General features: G+C 64.1%; 14 protein-coding genes. 2 read left to right on the top strand and 12 right to left on the bottom strand.

Translation table 11 applies throughout. The features are described 5' to 3' along the window. Positions 1-71 precede the first annotated feature (71 nt). The 3 genes from L284_RS28270 to acs all read right to left on the bottom strand — a co-directional run bounded on the left by L284_RS28270 (position 72) and on the right by acs (position 4174). Positions 72-365 (bottom strand): hypothetical protein, encoded by a 294-nt coding sequence (locus L284_RS28270; protein WP_021232647.1) that lies wholly within the window; start codon positions 363-365, stop codon positions 72-74. Positions 366-453: 88 nt separating this feature from the next. After that, positions 454-2082, bottom strand: a complete 1629-nt coding sequence (locus L284_RS28265) for an inorganic phosphate transporter (protein ID WP_021232646.1) — start codon at positions 2080-2082, stop codon at positions 454-456. Between the two features lie 142 nt (positions 2083-2224). Continuing rightward, complete coding sequence (gene acs, locus L284_RS28260; protein ID WP_021232645.1) at positions 2225-4174, bottom strand: acetate--CoA ligase; 1950 nt, start codon at positions 4172-4174, stop codon at positions 2225-2227. Positions 4175-4433: 259 nt separating this feature from the next. Between acs and L284_RS28255 the strand changes: the two genes are divergently transcribed. Beyond that, complete coding sequence (locus tag L284_RS28255) at positions 4434-4943, top strand: GNAT family N-acetyltransferase (protein ID WP_021232644.1); 510 nt, start codon at positions 4434-4436, stop codon at positions 4941-4943. 97 nt (positions 4944-5040) lie between these two features. Here the strand turns inward: L284_RS28255 and lpdA are convergent, their stop codons facing one another. The 3 genes from lpdA to L284_RS28240 are packed head-to-tail and all read right to left on the bottom strand — an operon-like array spanning position 5041 to position 8146. Further along, positions 5041-6456 carry a dihydrolipoyl dehydrogenase gene (lpdA, locus tag L284_RS28250; RefSeq protein WP_021232643.1) on the bottom strand — a complete coding sequence of 472 codons (1416 nt, stop codon included), beginning with the start codon at positions 6454-6456 and terminating at the stop codon, positions 5041-5043. Between the two features lie 4 nt (positions 6457-6460). After that, the gene (locus tag L284_RS28245; protein WP_081673882.1) at positions 6461-6799 is read right to left on the bottom strand and encodes an acyl-CoA thioesterase; all 339 of its coding nucleotides are present in this window, start codon (positions 6797-6799) and stop codon (positions 6461-6463) included. 42 nt (positions 6800-6841) lie between these two features. Then, positions 6842-8146 carry a pyruvate dehydrogenase complex dihydrolipoamide acetyltransferase gene (locus L284_RS28240; RefSeq protein ID WP_031341495.1) on the bottom strand — a complete coding sequence of 435 codons (1305 nt, stop codon included), beginning with the start codon at positions 8144-8146 and terminating at the stop codon, positions 6842-6844. Positions 8147-8311: 165 nt separating this feature from the next. Between L284_RS28240 and L284_RS28235 the strand changes: the two genes are divergently transcribed. After that, positions 8312-8767, top strand: a complete 456-nt coding sequence (locus L284_RS28235; protein ID WP_021232639.1) for a universal stress protein — start codon at positions 8312-8314, stop codon at positions 8765-8767. Positions 8768-8911: 144 nt separating this feature from the next. Here L284_RS28235 and rnr read toward each other — a convergent pair whose 3' ends face one another. The 6 genes from rnr to phaR form a co-directional block, all read right to left on the bottom strand. Beyond that, the gene (gene rnr, locus L284_RS28230; RefSeq protein WP_031341494.1) at positions 8912-11164 is read right to left on the bottom strand and encodes a ribonuclease R; all 2253 of its coding nucleotides are present in this window, start codon (positions 11162-11164) and stop codon (positions 8912-8914) included. A 67-nt stretch (positions 11165-11231) separates the two neighbouring features. Next, complete coding sequence (locus tag L284_RS28225; RefSeq protein WP_021232637.1) at positions 11232-12107, bottom strand: sulfite exporter TauE/SafE family protein; 876 nt, start codon at positions 12105-12107, stop codon at positions 11232-11234. A 178-nt stretch (positions 12108-12285) separates the two neighbouring features. Continuing rightward, on the bottom strand, positions 12286-13638 hold the full coding sequence (locus L284_RS28220) for a M28 family peptidase (protein ID WP_031341491.1): 1353 nt from the start codon (positions 13636-13638) through the stop codon (positions 12286-12288). 41 nt (positions 13639-13679) lie between these two features. Beyond that, positions 13680-14264 (bottom strand): DUF805 domain-containing protein, encoded by a 585-nt coding sequence (locus L284_RS28215; protein WP_021232635.1) that lies wholly within the window; start codon positions 14262-14264, stop codon positions 13680-13682. A 20-nt stretch (positions 14265-14284) separates the two neighbouring features. Continuing rightward, entirely contained in the window at positions 14285-15823 is a 1539-nt protein-coding gene (gene proS, locus L284_RS28210) for a proline--tRNA ligase (protein ID WP_021232634.1), read from the bottom strand. A 100-nt stretch (positions 15824-15923) separates the two neighbouring features. Then, on the bottom strand, positions 15924-16481 hold the full coding sequence (phaR, locus tag L284_RS28205; protein WP_021232633.1) for a polyhydroxyalkanoate synthesis repressor PhaR: 558 nt from the start codon (positions 16479-16481) through the stop codon (positions 15924-15926). Between the last annotated feature and the right edge of the window lie 111 nt (positions 16482-16592).

Genomic DNA, 16592 nt, shown 5'->3' with positions numbered 1-16592 from the left:
GCTTTACCGTTTCAGGAACAACGTCGGGGAAGCGTTTCCGCACGCTTCCCCAACGTTTCCGTCACGACCACTCAGTCGCTGCGGACATCCACTGCGCTTTTGCTAGCGAAAGCGCCAATGGCGGCGTCAACCATGATCTGCCATGCGTCATGCGCATCGCTATTGCCCACGGAATGGCCGCGATCCTGTTCCAAAAGCTTGTGCCCGGCCTCGCACATTCCCGGCGTGGGCACACGCAGCGCGCGAATGACCGCCCGGACGTTCTCTCTCAATTGCTCCTGGGCATCCGGCGCAAGACGGTGGAAGTCGTCCTGGCCATGTTGCGACTTGGCCAGGGCCTGCGCGGCCCGTTCGATCAGCGGCATCCAGCTCTCCCTTCTGGTTTGTCCGCGCAGGCTATCACGACAGGCGGATCTCACAACAGGGTTTGCTACGAGAGAGGGCGCGCGAGCGCTAGAACATGCGCGCGAAGATCATGTAGAGGCCGCCCGCGATGACGATCGACACCGGAAGCGTCAGCACCCAGGCCATGAGCAGGTTGCGGATCGTGCTCATCTGCAAGCCTGAACGATTGGCCGCCATGGTCCCCGCTACGCCCGAGGACAGCACATGGGTGGTCGATACCGGCAAGCCGAGGTGGTCGGCCCCGAGGATCGTGCCCATGGCGACGAGTTCGGCTGCGGCGCCCTGGGCATAGGTCAGGTGGGTCTTGCCGATCTTCTCGCCCACGGTCACGACGATACGGCGCCAGCCGACCATGGTTCCCAGACCCAGCGCGAAAGCCACGGCGATCTTCACCCAGGTCGGAATGAAGCGCGTTCCGGCATCCAGCGACTCCTTGTAGGTGGCGAGCGTTTCTTGTCCGTTTTCCGAAAGCACAGTGGGTTTCTGCTTGCCCAGCCCCTTGATCGCTTCCGAAGCGAGGTACATGTCATTGCGGATATTGCTGACCGCCGCCGCAGGGACCTTCGCGAGCGACCCATAGGCGGTGACTTGCGCATCTACATCATGGACCAGCACCGAGAGCGCGGGCAAAGTCTCCGGCGTGAAATTCCGTTCGGCAATATAGGCCGTGACGTGTCGGCGAGCGTCAGCCGGTGCTATGTTCGCGCCGGCACCGTCACTACGCAATACCATCTCGGCGGCCACCGACTGGCTGTGGAACTCGGCCATGTAGCGTTCCGGCACGGCGCGGTTGAGAGCGTAAGCGGTGGGGACCGTACCGATCAGGATCAGCATGATGAGACCCATGCCCTTCTGGCCATCGTTGGAGCCATGGGCGAAGCTCACCCCGGTGCAGGTGAAGATCAGCAGCGCGCGGATCCAGAGCGGCGGCGGCAGCCCTTCCTTGGGTTCTTCGTAAAGCTCCCGCTTGCGAATGAGCACCTTCATCGCCAGGAACAGCAAGGCGGCCACGCCGAAGCCGATCAATGGCGAGAAGAGCAGCGCCTTGCCGATGTCGGTCGCCTTGCTCCAGTCCACACCGGACGTGCCGCTCTTGCCGTGCATGAGCGCGTTCGCGACGCCGACTCCGATGATCGAGCCGATCAGGGTATGGGAACTCGAGGAGGGAATACCGAGCCACCACGTCGCGAGGTTCCACAGGATCGCCGCCAGGAGCAAGGCGAAGACCATGGCGAAGCCGGCATTGGAGCCCACCTGCAGGATCAGTTCCACCGGCAGCAGGGAAACGATCCCGAACGCCACTACCCCGGTCGAGAGCAATACGCCCAGGAAATTGAAGAACCCCGACCACACGACCGCGATATTGGCAGGCATGGCGTTGGTGTAGATCACCGTCGCAACGGCGTTGGCGGTGTCGTGGAAGCCGTTCACGAATTCGAAGCCCAGCGCGATCAGCAGTGCGATGAACAGCAGGACGAACGGCAGGTAGGTCGTGGGCTCGATGCCGACAGCCGAGGCGTCCGAATAGACGCTGTAGGCCACATAGCCGATGGCGGCCACGATGGCCGCGCCGAACCCGATCTTTCCTGCGGTGCCCAAACCCTGATCGAGATCCGGCCGAGTGACCTCGATCGCCGACGGAGTGTGGGGCGGTGTTGCCGCAAGGGTTGCGTTCATGGATTCGCCTCTGTTTACCAGAGGGAAACCTTACGTACCTTCCATGACACAATTGCTGCGCGCAGAGTCCGCCTGATTGCTTGACGATGGAAAGAACGCCGGCAGCGCCGACCCGGCGGCCAACCGGCGTTCCGTCCAGGTTTCAAGCTGCCGCGGGTTGCGGCCGGCCAGCGATCAGGTTGTCGACGACCGATGGATCGGCCAGTGTCGATGTGTCGCCCAGGTTCGAGAAGTCGTTCTCACCGATCTTTCGCAAGATGCGGCGCATGATCTTGCCCGAGCGGGTCTTCGGCAGGCTTGGCGTGAATTGGATCACGTCCGGCGTGGCGATGGGGCCGATCTCGTGACGGACCCATTTGATAAGGTCTCGGCGCAGCTCTTCATCCGGCTCGATTTCAGCATTGCAGGTGACGAAGGCGTAGATGCCCTGCCCCTTGATCTCGTGCGGCATGCCGACGACCGCGGCTTCGGCCACGGCCGGGTGAGCGACGAGTGCGGATTCGACTTCCGCTGTACCCATGCGGTGGCCCGAGACGTTGATGACGTCATCGATGCGGCCGGTGATCCAGAAGTAGCCGTCCTCATCGCGGCGGCAGCCGTCACCGGTGAAGTAATAGCCTGGGAAAGTCGTGAAATAGGTCTGGAAGAAGCGTTCGTGATCGCCCCAGACAGTCCGCATCTGGCCTGGCCAGCTGTCGGCGATGACCAGGCAGCCGTCCGTAGAGCCATCCAGCACGGTGCCGTCGTTGTCGAGCAGCATGGGCTTCACGCCGAACAGCGGCTTGCTGGCGGAGCCGGGCTTCAGCGCGGTGGCGCCGGGCAGCGGGGTGATCATGGCGCCGCCGGTCTCGGTCTGCCACCAGGTGTCGACGATCGGGCAGCGCCCCTCGCCCACCACTTCGTGATACCAGGACCAGGCCTCGGGATTGATCGGCTCTCCCACCGAGCCGAGCAGGCGCAGGCTCTGGCGCGAGGTCTTCTTCACCCAGTCGTCGCCCTCGCGCATCAGCGCGCGCAGAGCCGTGGGGGCACCGTAGAAGATCTCGACCTGGAACTTGTCGACGACTTGCCAGAACCGGCTGGGATCGGGGAAATTCGGGACGCCTTCGAACATGACCGTCGTCGCCCCGTTCATCAGCGGGCCGTAGACGACGTAGGAGTGCCCGGTCACCCAGCCGATATCCGCCGCGCACCAGTAGATCTGGCCGGGGCGGTAGTCGAAGACGTATTCGTGCGTCATCGAGGCCCAGACGGAATAGCCACCGGTCGTGTGGAGCACGCCCTTCGGCTTGCCCGTGGAGCCCGAGGTGTAGAGGATGAACAGCGGATCTTCCGCGTTCATTTCCTCCGGTGGGCAGTGGGCCGACTGTTCCGAAACGGCCGAAGCCCAGTCGATGTCGCGGCCCTTAACCATCGGCACGTCGGCGCCGGTGTGGCCCAGCACAATGACGGTGTCGACACCCGGACAGGCCTTGAGCGCTTCGTCCACATTGGCCTTGAGCGCGATCTTCTTGCCCCCGCGCAGACCCTCGTCCGAAGTGAGGACAATGCGGCTGTCGCAGTCCTGGATACGCCCTCCCAGCGCGTCCGGAGAGAAGCCGGCGAAAACGATGGAGTGGATCGCACCGATCCGCGCGCAGGCGAGCATGGCCACAGCCGCTTCTGGCACCATCGGCAGGTAGATCGTCACTCGCTCGCCGCGCTTGACGCCCCTGGCTTTCAGCAGGTTGGCGAAGCGGCAGACCGCTTCGTGGAGCTCGCGGTAAGTGATGCGGCGCTCGGGGTTCTTCGGATCATCCGGCTCCCAGAGAATAGCCACGGCATCGCCGCGCTCGGCAAGGTGACGGTCAAGGCAGTTGGCCGAAAGATTGAGCGTGCCGTCGGTAAACCACGAAATCCCGAAGTCCGCTTCGTGAAAGCTGGTCTGCTTGACCACGCTGAACGGCTTGATCCAGTCGATCCGCTGGGCTTCCCCGCGCCAGAAGCCCTCGGGATCTTCCAGCGAACGCGCATACATGTCCTCATAGCGCGCCGCGTCGATCAGGGCGTTCTTCGCCCATTCGCTGGGCACGGGATAGATGGCCTCGGCCATGATGTCCTTCTCCTCTTGCCGGTATCCTTCCGGCCGCCTTCGTTCCGGGCGCGCTTGGGAGCCGCCGCTTCCTCGCCACCTTAACCGATCGATCGCCAAGCGCCACTGTCTTCGGCCGCCTTGTTTCGGCAGTGGAACATAACCGACCGGCCGTGTCAGCCTTGCCGTTTCCGCACGCCTGGGCGATGATCCCGATCAAAGACTTCCGTCTTGGGAAGGCTTATCCCTCGAACGCATGGAACTAGCGGAGACCTGACTCATGTCGCTCAACGACGCCATCACGCTACCGACCCGATCCGGCACCAGGCTTGACGTTCGGCCAGCGCGGGAAACCGACGCCGAAGCGCTCTCGCAGTTCTTCGAACAAGTCACCGACGACGACCGCCGCTTCCGTTTCTTCGCCGCGGCCGACCGGGTCAGCCCGCAGCAGATTGCGCCCATCGTCAAGGCGGATCATTACCAGACCGAATCGTGGCTGGGCTTTTCGGATCGCGGCGAGATCATCGCTTCGGGCGTGCTGGCCTACGACGACGAGGGCGATACGGGCGAAGTGGCCATTTCCGTGCGCGCCGACCACAAGGGCCAGGGCGTCGGCTGGGCCATGCTCGATTTCCTCGGCAGGCAAGCCGAGCAGCGCGGCTGCAAGCGGGTGATCGCCATCGAGAGCCGTGAGAACAGCGCCGCCATCGAAGTGGAGCGCGACAAGGGCTTCATTCCGGAGCCGTTTATCGGCGATCCCGCGCTGGTCATTCTCTCGCGGACGTTCTGAAGCGAATATCCACCCGAGCGCCGATAAGAGAAGGGCGGGCCCATGCGGACCCGCCCTTCTCTTTTGCGTCTGATCTGTCGGCTCTCTGGCCGAAGGCTCAGATGTGGATCGCGCGACCGTAGGCGGCCAGAACCGATTCGTGCATCGCTTCCGAGATCGTCGGATGCGGGAACACGGTCTGCATCAGTTCCGCCTCGGTGGTTTCCAGCGTCTTGCCGACGACGTAGCCCTGGATCATCTCGGTGACTTCCGCGCCGATCATGTGGGCGCCGAGCAGTTCGCCGGTCTTGGCGTCGAACACGGTCTTCACGAAGCCTTCCGGCTCGCCCAGCGCGATCGCCTTGCCGTTGCCGATGAACGGGAAAGTGCCGGCCTTGACGGTGTAGCCCGCTTCCTTGGCCTTTTCCTCGGTCATGCCGACCGAAGCGATCTGCGGGTGGCAGTAGGTGCAGCCCGGGATATTGTTACGGTCGAGACCGTGCGGGTGGACGTCCTTGTTGCCCAGTTCCTTGGCGATCGATTCGGCAGCGGTCACGCCTTCATGGCTGGCCTTGTGGGCGAGCCAGGGTCCGGGCGTGCAGTCGCCGATGGCCCAGATGCCGGCGGCATTGGTGCGGCCATAGTCGTCGATCTGGATGAAGCCGCGGTCGGCCTTTATGCCGAGTGCTTCCAGTCCGATCTCCTCGGTGTTGGGCACGATGCCCACGGCCGAGATGACATGGCTGAAGTCGTGCTCGACGACCTTGCCGTCCTTGCCCTTGATCTTGGCCTTCACGCCCTTGTCGTTGGCGGTGATCGCCTCGACGCCGGCGCCGGTCATGATTTTCATGCCCTGCTTGGTGAGGGCCTTTTCGAGGAACGCGGAAACGTCCTTGTCCTCAACCGGCACGATCCGGTCGAGCATCTCCACGACCGTGACATCCACGCCCATGTCGTTGTAGAAGCTGGCGAATTCGATGCCGATCGCGCCCGAGCCCATGACCAGCAGCTTGGTCGGCATCTCGGACGGGGTCATTGCGTGGCGATAGGTCCAGATGCGCTTGCCGTCGGCCTTGGCGAAGGGCAGCTCGCGGGCACGCGCGCCGGTGGCGACGATGATGTGCTTCGCGCCCAGTTCGGCGGTCTTGCCGTCCTTGTCGGTCACCGCCAGCTTGCCCTTGGCGACCAGCTTGCCGGTGCCCATGTGGACGGTGATCTTGTTCTTCTTCATCAGGTGCGTGACACCTGCGTTGAGCTGGGCTGCAACGCCGCGCGAACGCTTGACGATGGCGGCAAGGTCGGCGGTGATGTTGTCCGCGGCCAGGCCGTAGTTCTTGGCATGCTGCATCTGGTGGAACACCTCGGCCGAGCGCAGCAGCGCCTTGGTCGGGATGCAGCCCCAGTTGAGGCAGATGCCGCCGAGCAGCTCGCGCTCGACGATGGCGGTCTTCAGGCCCAGCTGGGCGGCGCGGATGGCCGCGACATAACCGCCGGGGCCCGAACCGAGGACGATGACGTCGTAGGTATCAGCCACTGTCTTACTTCTCCTGATCGATGGCGCGCGGTTTGCCGAATTCGTTCACCGCGACGAAGGTGAACACGGCCTGCGTCACCTTCACTTCTTCCTCTTCATGCCGGTGGCGGCGCCAGGCCTCGATGGCGATGGTCAGCGAAGTGCGGCCCACGCGCTGGATTTCGCCGTAGACCGAGACTTCGTCACCTACCTTTACGGGCAGGTGGAACTGCATGCCGTCCATCGCCACCGTCACCGCGCGTCCGCGCGAGCGACGGGCGGCGACGAGGCCGGCACCCATGTCCATCTGGCTCATCAGCCAGCCGCCGAAGATGTCTCCGTAGGCATTGGCGTCGGCCGGCATGGCCGTGACCCGGATCACCGGGTCACGTCGTGCTTCGGGCACTTAGGCGACCATGCTCAGCGGCGCTTCCACGTATTCGCGGAAAGCGGCCATGAGACGGGCACCGTCCGCACCGTCCACCGCGCGGTGGTCGAAGCTGCCGGTGGCAGTCATCACGCTGGCCACGCCGAGCGTGCCGTCAGGCATGACCCAGGGACGCTTGTCGCCCGCGCCGATCGCCATGATCGTCGACTGCGGCGGGTTGATCACGGCCGAGAACTGCTTGATGCCCATCATGCCCATGTTCGAGATCGAGGCGGTGCCGCCCTGGTACTCGGTGGGCTGGAGCTTGCCTTCGCGGGCGCGAGAGCCGAGGTCCTTCATGTCCTTGGCGATCTGCGAGAACGACTTGCCGCTGGCGTCGGTGACGATCGGCGTGATCAGGCCGCCGGGGATCGACACGGCGACCGAAACGTCGGCGCGGGCATACTTGATCAGCTCGTTCCCGGCGAAGGTCACGTTGCATTCCGGCACATCGATCAGGGCGCGGCCAAGGGCCTTGACCAGCATGTCGTTGACCGAAACCTTCACGCCCTGCTTTTCGAGCATGGCGTTGATCTCGCCGCGCAGGGCCAGCAGCTTGTCGAGGTTGACATCGACCGAGAGGTAGATGTGCGGCGCTTCCTGCTTGGACTGGGTCAGGCGCTTGGCGATCGTCTTGCGCATGCCCGAAAGCTTCTCGACCGAATGCGGGACGCGGTCGTCGAGCAGTGCGCGGGTTTCCGGTGCCATGTCGACGGCCGGGGCCTTGGCTTCGCCAGCGGCGGCGGACGCCGGAGCGGCGGCTGCGGGCTTGGACGGAGCGGCCTTGGCGCCTTCAACGTCCGCGCGGACGATCCGGCCGTTCGGGCCGGAGCCGGTAACGGTCGCGAGGTCGATGCCCTTGTCGGCAGCGACGCGCTTGGCGAGCGGCGAGGCTGCGATGCGGCCTTCCTTCGAGGCAGGCGCCTTGGATGCGGGAGCCGGTGCGCTTGCTGCGGGCGCCGGAGCGGCTTCGACGGCCTTGGGGGCAGCCTTGGGCGCTTCGGTCTTGGCAGGCGCGGCGGAAACGGCGCTGGCGTCTTCGCCTTCTCCGGCAAGGACGGCGATTACGGTGCCGACCTTCACGCCGTCGGTGCCCTCGGCCACGAGAATCTTGCCGATGACGCCTTCGTCCACGGCTTCGAATTCCATGGTGGCCTTGTCAGTCTCGATCTCGGCCATGATGTCGCCGGAGCTGACGGTGTCGCCTTCCTTAACCAGCCATTTTGCCAGTTTTCCCTCTTCCATAGTGGGGGACAGGGCGGGCATCTTGATGTCGATGGGCATGGAAGCTTGTGTGTCCCTTGTTTTCCTTGGGGAGGTATGCGGGGTCCGCCTTTCCTTGGACAAGTTGAAGCCCGCGCACAAGCGCCTTCGCACGGCTTTTTTCGCAATCGTGATGGCTTGCACCGCGACCTGAATAGCCCGATAAGCCGCCTCGAGAGGAAACCTATGCGCATCTACCTGGTCATCGTGGACGAAACGGAAGAAGCGCTGGTGGCGTTGCAATTCGCCGCGCGCCGCGCCGCGAAAACCGACGGCGCGCTGCATCTTCTGGCCATCGTTCCACCCCAGCCGTTCAATGCCTTCGGAGGGGTTCAGGCAACCATCGAGGAAGAAGCTCGCGCCCGGGCCGAAACGCTGGTGACGGCCGCTGCCGGAAACCTTTTATCACAAGGCGCCAAGATGCCGGTCATCTCCGTTCGCATGGGAGAAGACATCAAGATCGTGCGCGAGTACCTGAAGGAGAACGCAGAGGTCTCCGCGCTCGTGCTCGGTGCTGCCAAGGAAGGCGGGCCGGGGCCGCTGGTGACGCACTTCACCGGTGCCGGCCTGGGACAGATGCCCTGCCCGGTCTTCGTCATTCCAGGCACGCTCGATGCGGAGGCGATCGAGCGGCTGAGCTAGAGGCCGCCGTCCCGCACTTGATCCGGGGCCGCTGGCCGAGGGTCGCACAACGATCGGCAGGGCGCTGACCCGAGAGCGTGGCTCCTAAAGACCGCCACCGGTCCCGGATCAAGTCCGGGACGACGAGGCTTCTTCTTCCGCGCCTTACTTCTTCTTCCGACCCTGATGCCGGATATTCCCCGGCCTGCCGCGCGGCGAAACGAAGTGCTTGCCCTTTTTCTTGAGGGGGGCCGGCTTGCCGCGCTGCTCGATGCGGCCCCCGCCTTCCTCCAGCTCGAACTTGAGGGCGCCGGTCAGCGGATTGGCCTCGGCCAGGCGCAGGCGCAGGATCTGGCCCATGCCGAAGGTGGTGCCGGTGCTTTCGCCCTCCAGCACTTGCGCCTTCTCGTCATAGGCGAAGCGTTCGTCGCCCAACGTCGAAACCGGGACCAGTCCGTCGCCACCAAGACCGATGATGGTCGCGAAGAAGCCGAATTTCTGCACGCCGGTGATGCGGGTGTCGAAGACCTGTCCGACGCGGCCGGAAAGCCAGGCGGCGACGTAGCGGTCGATGGTCTCGCGCTCGGCTTCCATGGCGCGGCGCTCGTAATTGCTGATCGCTTCGCTGACCCGGCCAAGGTCGTCGCGATCCCGGTCGGACAGGCCCGAAGCGGCCGGGATGTCGCTTTCCGGCTTCGGCTGTTCCAGGCCGTAGGCATCGACGAGCGCGCGGTGCACCAGAAGGTCGGCATAGCGGCGGATCGGCGACGTGAAGTGCGCGTAGGACCCCAGCGCGAGACCGAAGTGGCCCTCGTTGCGAGGGCCGTAATAGGCCTGGGTCTGGCTGCGCAGCACGGCTTCCATGATCAGCGCCTTCTCGCTCTCGTCCGCGATATCCTTGAGCATGCGGTTGAACAGGCCGGGCGTTATGACCTGCCCCAGCGAGAGCTTGCGGCCGAAGGTCGCGAGATAGTCCTTGAGCGACGTCAGCTTTTCGCGGCTCGGCGTTTCGTGAACGCGGTAGACCACTGGAGCCACTTTGGCCTCGAGAGCCTTCGCTGCTGCCACGTTGGCGGAAATCATGAAATCCTCCACAACGCGGTGGGCATCAAGCCGCTCGCGAATGGCGATTTCAGTGATTCGGCCCTGCTCGTCCAGCTTAACCCGGCGTTCGGGAAGTTCCAGTTCGAGCGGGTCACGGTCCGCGCGGGCCTTGGCAAGCAATTTCCAGCATGCCCACAAGTCTTGCAGATGCTGCTGAGCCCGGCCTTCGTCGATGCGGGCCTGGGCCTCTTCATAGGCGATGACTTCGTCGATGCGGACGAGGGCGCGGGTGAAGCGCCATTCGGTCACCTTGCCCTGTCCGTCGATCTTCAGGTGACAGGCCATGGCCGCGCGGTCCTCGCCCGAGCGCAGCGAGCAGACGTCGGCGCTGAGCACTTCGGGCAGCATCGGCACGACCCGGTCGGGGAAATAGACCGAATTGCCGCGCCGCCGCGCCTCGCGGTCGATATGGCCGCCGGGACGGACGTAGAAAGAGACGTCGGCGATCGCGACGAGGGCGTCGAAACCGCCCTCCTCGTTCGGCTTGGCCCAGATCGCGTCGTCGTGATCGCGCGCGTCCGAGGGATCGATCGCGACGATGGGAAGATGCCGCAAGTCCTCGCGCTTGTCGTGGCTGAGCGGCATTTTCGCGGCTCGCTCGGCCTCGGAAATGGTCTCGTCGTCGAAGTGGTTGGGAATGCCGTGCTTGTGGATGGCGATCAGGCTGAAGGCTTTGGGCGCCAAAGGCTCGCCAAGCACCTCGGTGACCTTGACAGAAGGACGCGCGGAGCGGCCGATCGGCTCGGCCAGCACCAGCTCGCCCTTTTCGGCGCCGCCGAGGTCCGAGATGGGCGAGGAATTGCGGATGCGCTTGTCGACCGGGGCGAGCCACGGCTTGCCCGCGCCGTCGATCTCGACGACGCCGAGCATCTGCTCCGACCGCAGCATCAGCTTCTTCATCGGATAAGCGCGCCATCCGGTTACCGTCTCTTCCGTACGCGCCAGCACGCGGTCGCCCTTGCGCAGCGCCGAGCGTCCCTTCTCGATCAGGCGGATGCGCGGCGGCGGCGTGGCATCGTCGGGAGTCCAGGTGTCGGGAATGGCGACGGGCTCGCCTTCGTCCACTTCCACGACGCGCAGCACGGTGACCTTGGGCAGTCCGCCCATGCGGTGGAAAGCAGTGCGCTTGCCGTCGATCAAGCCTTCCTCGGCCATGTCCTTGAGCAGCGCCTTGAGCTCTATCTTCTCATGGCCTTTGAGCCCGAACTCCCGCGCGATTTCGCGTTTGCCGATGGGTTCGGCCGAGTTCTGGATGAGGTCGAGGATCTGCTTGCGCGACGGCAGGCCATGTGCGGGCCGGTTTTTGGAAGGCATGGTTTCCGCCATGCGCCCGAATGGCCGTCATTGCAATGGCGCTACTCATGCTCCGACTGGCGCGGGTTCACGGCTGGCTGGCCGTCGCGGAACCGGCGATCGATATCGCCTCAGCCGGTTCAGGCCGGGCATCGTGCTTTTCGCCGGCGCCGGCCTTGAGGAACAGCTGCCAGGAGGACACCGCCAGCACGCAAGCCAGCAAAGGCTGGAGTATGCGGTCGGACGCGTGGGACGAGAGATAGCTGCCGATCACCACCCCCGGTATCGAGCCGACCAGCAGGACCGCCAATAGAGCGAAATCAACATCGCCGATCATCCAGTGTCCGAAGCCGGCTATCAGCGCCAGCGGAACGGCATGGGCGATGTCGGAACCGACGATCCGCGCCACAGGGAGCTTCGGATAGAGCACCAGCAGCACCGTCATGCCGATCGCGCCCGCCCCTACGGAGGAGATCGATACGGCCACTCCGATGGCCGCGCCCAGCAGAACGGTCCCTGCCAGCACGCGCGAGCGAGGCTGGGCCGGATCGACATTCTGCGCGAGCCGCAGCAGCCACTTGCGGCAGATCACGGCAAGGGCGGTGATCCCCAACAGCACCGACAGCGAGATCATGATAAAGTGCTCGGTGGACTGGCCGACTTTGCCGAACCAGGACAGCATGACCAGCGTCAGGATGGCCGCCGGAACACTGCCGCAGGCCATGCGCCGCACGATCCGCCAGTCCACCGTCTCGCGCTTGCCGTGGACCACCGAGCCCGCGATCTTGGTCGTCGCGGCGAACAGAAGATCGGTGCCGACCGCCGTCTGCGGGCTTACGCCGAACAGCAGCACCAGCAACGGCGTCATCAGCGAGCCGCCGCCCACCCCGGTCAGTCCGACCAATACGCCGACCAGCATGCCTGCGAAGACGTGCAGATAATCGAAATGCTGCGTCAACGCCATGCTCGCTCACCGTCGCCTGAAATCACCCGTCCCCCGAAATCGCAGTCCAAGACTGCCGCCACGCGCCGAGTGTCACGACGACCTTCGCCCCACAACATAGTTTTCCTTGGCCCCATCCGAGCACGTCTCGCGCCCTGCACTGCGATTACCCGCCAATGAGGTTCGATCATCGGAAGGATCAAGGCAATTGGGAAAGCGGAGTAAACCCTCCGCCCGGAACCGCCGCGGCGATCGGGCTGACGCTGCCGTCCGCCGCGATCGAGCGGACGCCCAGTATCCAATCGTCGCCGCGAAGACCATCGAGCTTCACACTCGTTTGCGTCGTGCGAGCGACCATCGGCTGCGTTTCCCATTCCGGCGCATCGGTGCGGCGGCGCCAGACCGAGTAAGCCGCAGCACCGGCAACCGGCTTCCAGCTGACGTCGGTCCAGGTCTTCACGGCAGCATCCGCCGTGGCCGTTGGCGGCATCGGAGCGGCCGCCAGGGCAGCGAGCGCAGCGATGTTGAGGCGTGTCACCTTGGCGAGGTAGGGGAAATCCATCTCCTCGATCGTGTCGCCGTACCGGATGCCGTTCTCGGTGCGCAGGTCCTGATGCTGGTGCTCGTAATCTTCGATCGCCACCGAAAATCGCACCGCCGGGTTGCCCTGTTCGAGGAACGGCAACTGGTCCCCGCCGCGGCCCATGCGGTCGGCCCGCCAGACCTGCCTGACGGCAAGATCACCCTGCACGCCGCTCGCCAGTTCCGCGATGAACCGCGAGATATTGCGACCAGGGCTGTCGTTTTCCCCACCGAAACGGCGGGCGTCGGCACGGGTCTTGTCGGTCGCGTCGGCACGGGGACCTTCCGAGAAAAGGCGCACGTTCCTGTCGTCCACCAGGCCGTCGGAGCCGCGGGTTCCGCCGACGATATCGTTGTTGAGCACAGCCTTCACCGTCCAGCCCTGCTGCTTCGCATAATCTGCCAGGAGCTTGCCGCCGTAGAGCCCCTGCTCCTCGCCGGAGAGCGCGGCATAGACGATGGTCCCGGCGAACTTCTGCTTCGAGAGGACGCGGGCGGATTCGAGAACGAGCGAAACGCCCGAACCGTCGTCGTTGGCGCCTGGGGCATCGCTGCTGGCATCCATCACGTCGGTCACGCGGCTGTCGATGTGCGCCTGCACGATCACGACTTCATCGGGGCGCTCGGTGCCGCGCTGGATGGCGACCACATCGACCATCTTCACGGGGGTCGGAATGCGCGTGCCGCTCACCATCGCTTCGGGCAGGACCACCTCCAGGCAGCCGCCGCAGCCTTTCGAGGTCTTGCGCAGTTCATCGGCGGCCCAGCGCCGGGCGGCGCCGATGCCGCGCTTCGGGTCGATGTCGGAGGAGAGCGTGTGGCGCGTGCCGAAGGATACCAGCTTTTCCACGTCCGCACGCATCCGGGCCTCGGACACGGCGCGTGAGGCCTGCGGCTTGTCAGCCGTAGCGACAGCGAAATTGGGGAACAACGTAGCGGATAGCGCGCTCGCGACCAGAATCCTCTTCATGCCAGTGCTTGTCACGAAGGCGGACGCGATTGGCAAGAGCGTCAGAAGCGAACCGGGGCCTCGCCGTAGCGATTCCGTCCCGGACTGGATGGCCAGACGCCGAAGATTATGACGATGAGAATGGCGAGATATCCCAGCAGACTGGCCGCCACCATCTTCGACTGCATCGCGAAAGCCGTCTCGAGATTATCCGCCGACACGCGCTGCATGGTCGAGACGATCTCATCCATTCTGGACCAGACAATCGCCTTGGACGAAAGCGAAAGCAGAAACGTCACCGCCGAGATCCAGCCCGGTCTTCCGGAGTCGTGAAGTCGCCGCGCGAAAGCCGCCAGCAAGAGCAGTCCGGCGGTTAGCGAAACGAGGGTGGAAAGCGTCATCGACGTGCGCATGTATCCGGCCATCTGGCTCATGACCTGGGCATTCATGTCGTCGCCGGTAACGCCTTGCTGGGCGGCGATGAAGGCGCTCTTCATGATGCCGCCCATCATGGGCATCGCGATGACCATACCCACCGCGTATTGGATGACGATGAGGAAGAGGACGTAGAACCAGAAAGTCTGCCGCGCGTCGCGGCCCTTGAAGTTCAGCAGGTTCGTCAGGTTGTACTTGATCGATCCCAGCACGCCCTCTTGCTCCTTTCAGATCAGTAGGATCTTGCCACGTAGATGCGTTCCACTGCCGGATCGCCGGTGAACACACAGTTACCGGTCACCGGAGCGGAATCCAGCGGCGTGTTGCGGATGGTCAGCTTGAGCGCCTTCAGCTTCTGGACAACGGCTTCGAGTGCGGCACCGGTAGGACGCGACCATTCGACTTCCACCCAGCCCGGATAGCGCTTGTCTTCCGAGAAGAAGGCGGCGAGTCCGTCGAAGCTGTCAGCGCGGGAAATGTTGGCGTCCAGCTTGGCCTTGGCTTCTGCGAAAAGCGCGCTCTGAATGTCTTCGATCTCGGCTGCAGCGCGGGAAACGAAATCTTCCTTGGCCAGCCCGACGAAGTTCGCCTTGGCAGCCTCGTTCCAGAGCTTGTCGCGGCGCAGCATGGAAACCTGGCCGCCGGCAGCATCGCGGCCGCCGATCTCGAGGATGAGCGGAACGCCCTTCTTGACCCAGGCCCAGCGCTTCTGCGTGGCCTTGCCCGGACGCTTGTCGAGCAGGACGCGCAGCGGCTCGCCGAGCGCGAACTGGGTGACGAGCGCCTTGCGCAGTTCTTCGCAATAAGCGAGCAGCGCTTCGTCCTCGTCATTGTCCCGCAGCATCGGCAGAATCACGATCTGCTGCGGGGCGATCATCGGCGGCACGCGCAGGCCGTCATCGTCGCCATGCGTCATGATGACGCCCCCGACCATGCGGGTGGATGTGCCCCAGCTGGTCGTGTGGGCGTATTGCTGGGTACCGTCCTTGTCCTGGTACTGGATGCCGGCCGCTTCGGCGAAACCGGTGCCGAGGTAATGCGAAGTACCCGCCTGAAGCGCCTTGCCATCCTGCATCATGGCTTCGATCGAATAGGTCGCGACCGCGCCGGGGAAGCGTTCGTTCTCCGGCTTTTCGCCGGCGACGACCGGCATGGCCAGCTCGGTTTCGGCAAAGTCGCGGTACATTTCGAGCGCGCGCAGGGTCTCGGTCATGGCGTCGTCGCGATCGGCGTGGGCGGTGTGGCCCTCCTGCCAGAGGAACTCGCTGGTGCGCAGGAACATGCGGGTGCGCATTTCCCAGCGCACCACATTGGCCCATTGATTGACCATGAGCGGCAGATCGCGCCACGACTGCACCCAGCGCGCCATGGCGGCGCCGATCACCGTTTCCGAAGTCGGGCGGACGATCAGCGGCTCTTCCAGCTTCGCTTCGGGGTCGGGAACGAGGCTGCCCTTGCCGTCACCGACCAGCCGGTGATGAGTGACGACAGCCATTTCCTTCGCGAAGCCTTCGACGTGCTCGGCTTCCTTGGCGAAGTAGGACAGCGGGATGAACAGAGGGAAGTAGCAGTTCGTCACACCGGCCGCCTTGATGCGGTCGTCCATGAGGCGCTGGATGCGCTCCCAGATGCCGTAGCCCCACGGCTTGATGACCATGCACCCGCGAACACCCGATTCCTCGGCCATTTCGGCTTCGGAAATGACTTCCTGGTACCACTGGGCGAAGTCGTCCTCGCGCTTGGTGGAGAGGGCGTGGCGAATGGCAGACACGGGTGCTTCTTCCTGAACTGAGCGACGCGACGGACCATCCGTTGCGATCTAGGCAAGTCGCGGCGCGTCTTACGCGCCGCGAGAGCACCTGCGCAGACCCTTATTTGCCCAGCGCGTCAAGCCTCTTCTGGATTTCCGCCATCTGATCGCGCAGCGCCGCGAGATCGCCGGCATCTTCGGCGGGCGGCGCTTTAGGCTCCGGCTTTTCCGCTCCAGGCATAAAGGCGGAAGCGGCGGCCTTGAACATGGCCATGTTCTGTTCCGCCAGCTTGGCCAGCGGATTGTTGCCCAGGCTGTCCTCGAAAGCCTTGTGCAGCTTGGTCTGGTTGGCCCGGAAATTGTCCATCGAGGCTTCGAGATAGTGCGGCACAAGCGACTGCATCGAATTGCCGTACATGCTGATCAGTTCGCGCAGGAAGTTCACCGGGAGCATCTGCTCTCCGTTGGATTCTTCCTCCATGATGATCTGCGTCAGGATCGTATGCGTGATGTCGGTGCCGGTCTTCGCATCGAGCACTTTGTAGTCGACCCCTTCCCGCGTCATTTTCGCGAGATGATCAAGCGTAATGTAGCTCGAAGAACGCGTATTGTAGAGGCGACGGTTCGCGTATTTTTTTATGATTACCGTGTTGTCGTCCTGCGACGCCGTTTCAGCCATTGCCTATCCCCGTTCTGCTTCGTTCCCGACCTGTATGCCAAGAGGTTACCACCCCCGGTTGTCGCAACGCAACACAATTTGCTGCGCAGCAAAACCGACGATCGATACCCT

The organism is Novosphingobium lindaniclasticum LE124, assembly GCF_000445125.1.
In the GTDB taxonomy this organism is placed as follows: Bacteria; Pseudomonadota; Alphaproteobacteria; order Sphingomonadales; family Sphingomonadaceae; genus Novosphingobium; species Novosphingobium lindaniclasticum.
This window is presented reverse-complemented; position numbering and strand designations above follow the sequence as displayed.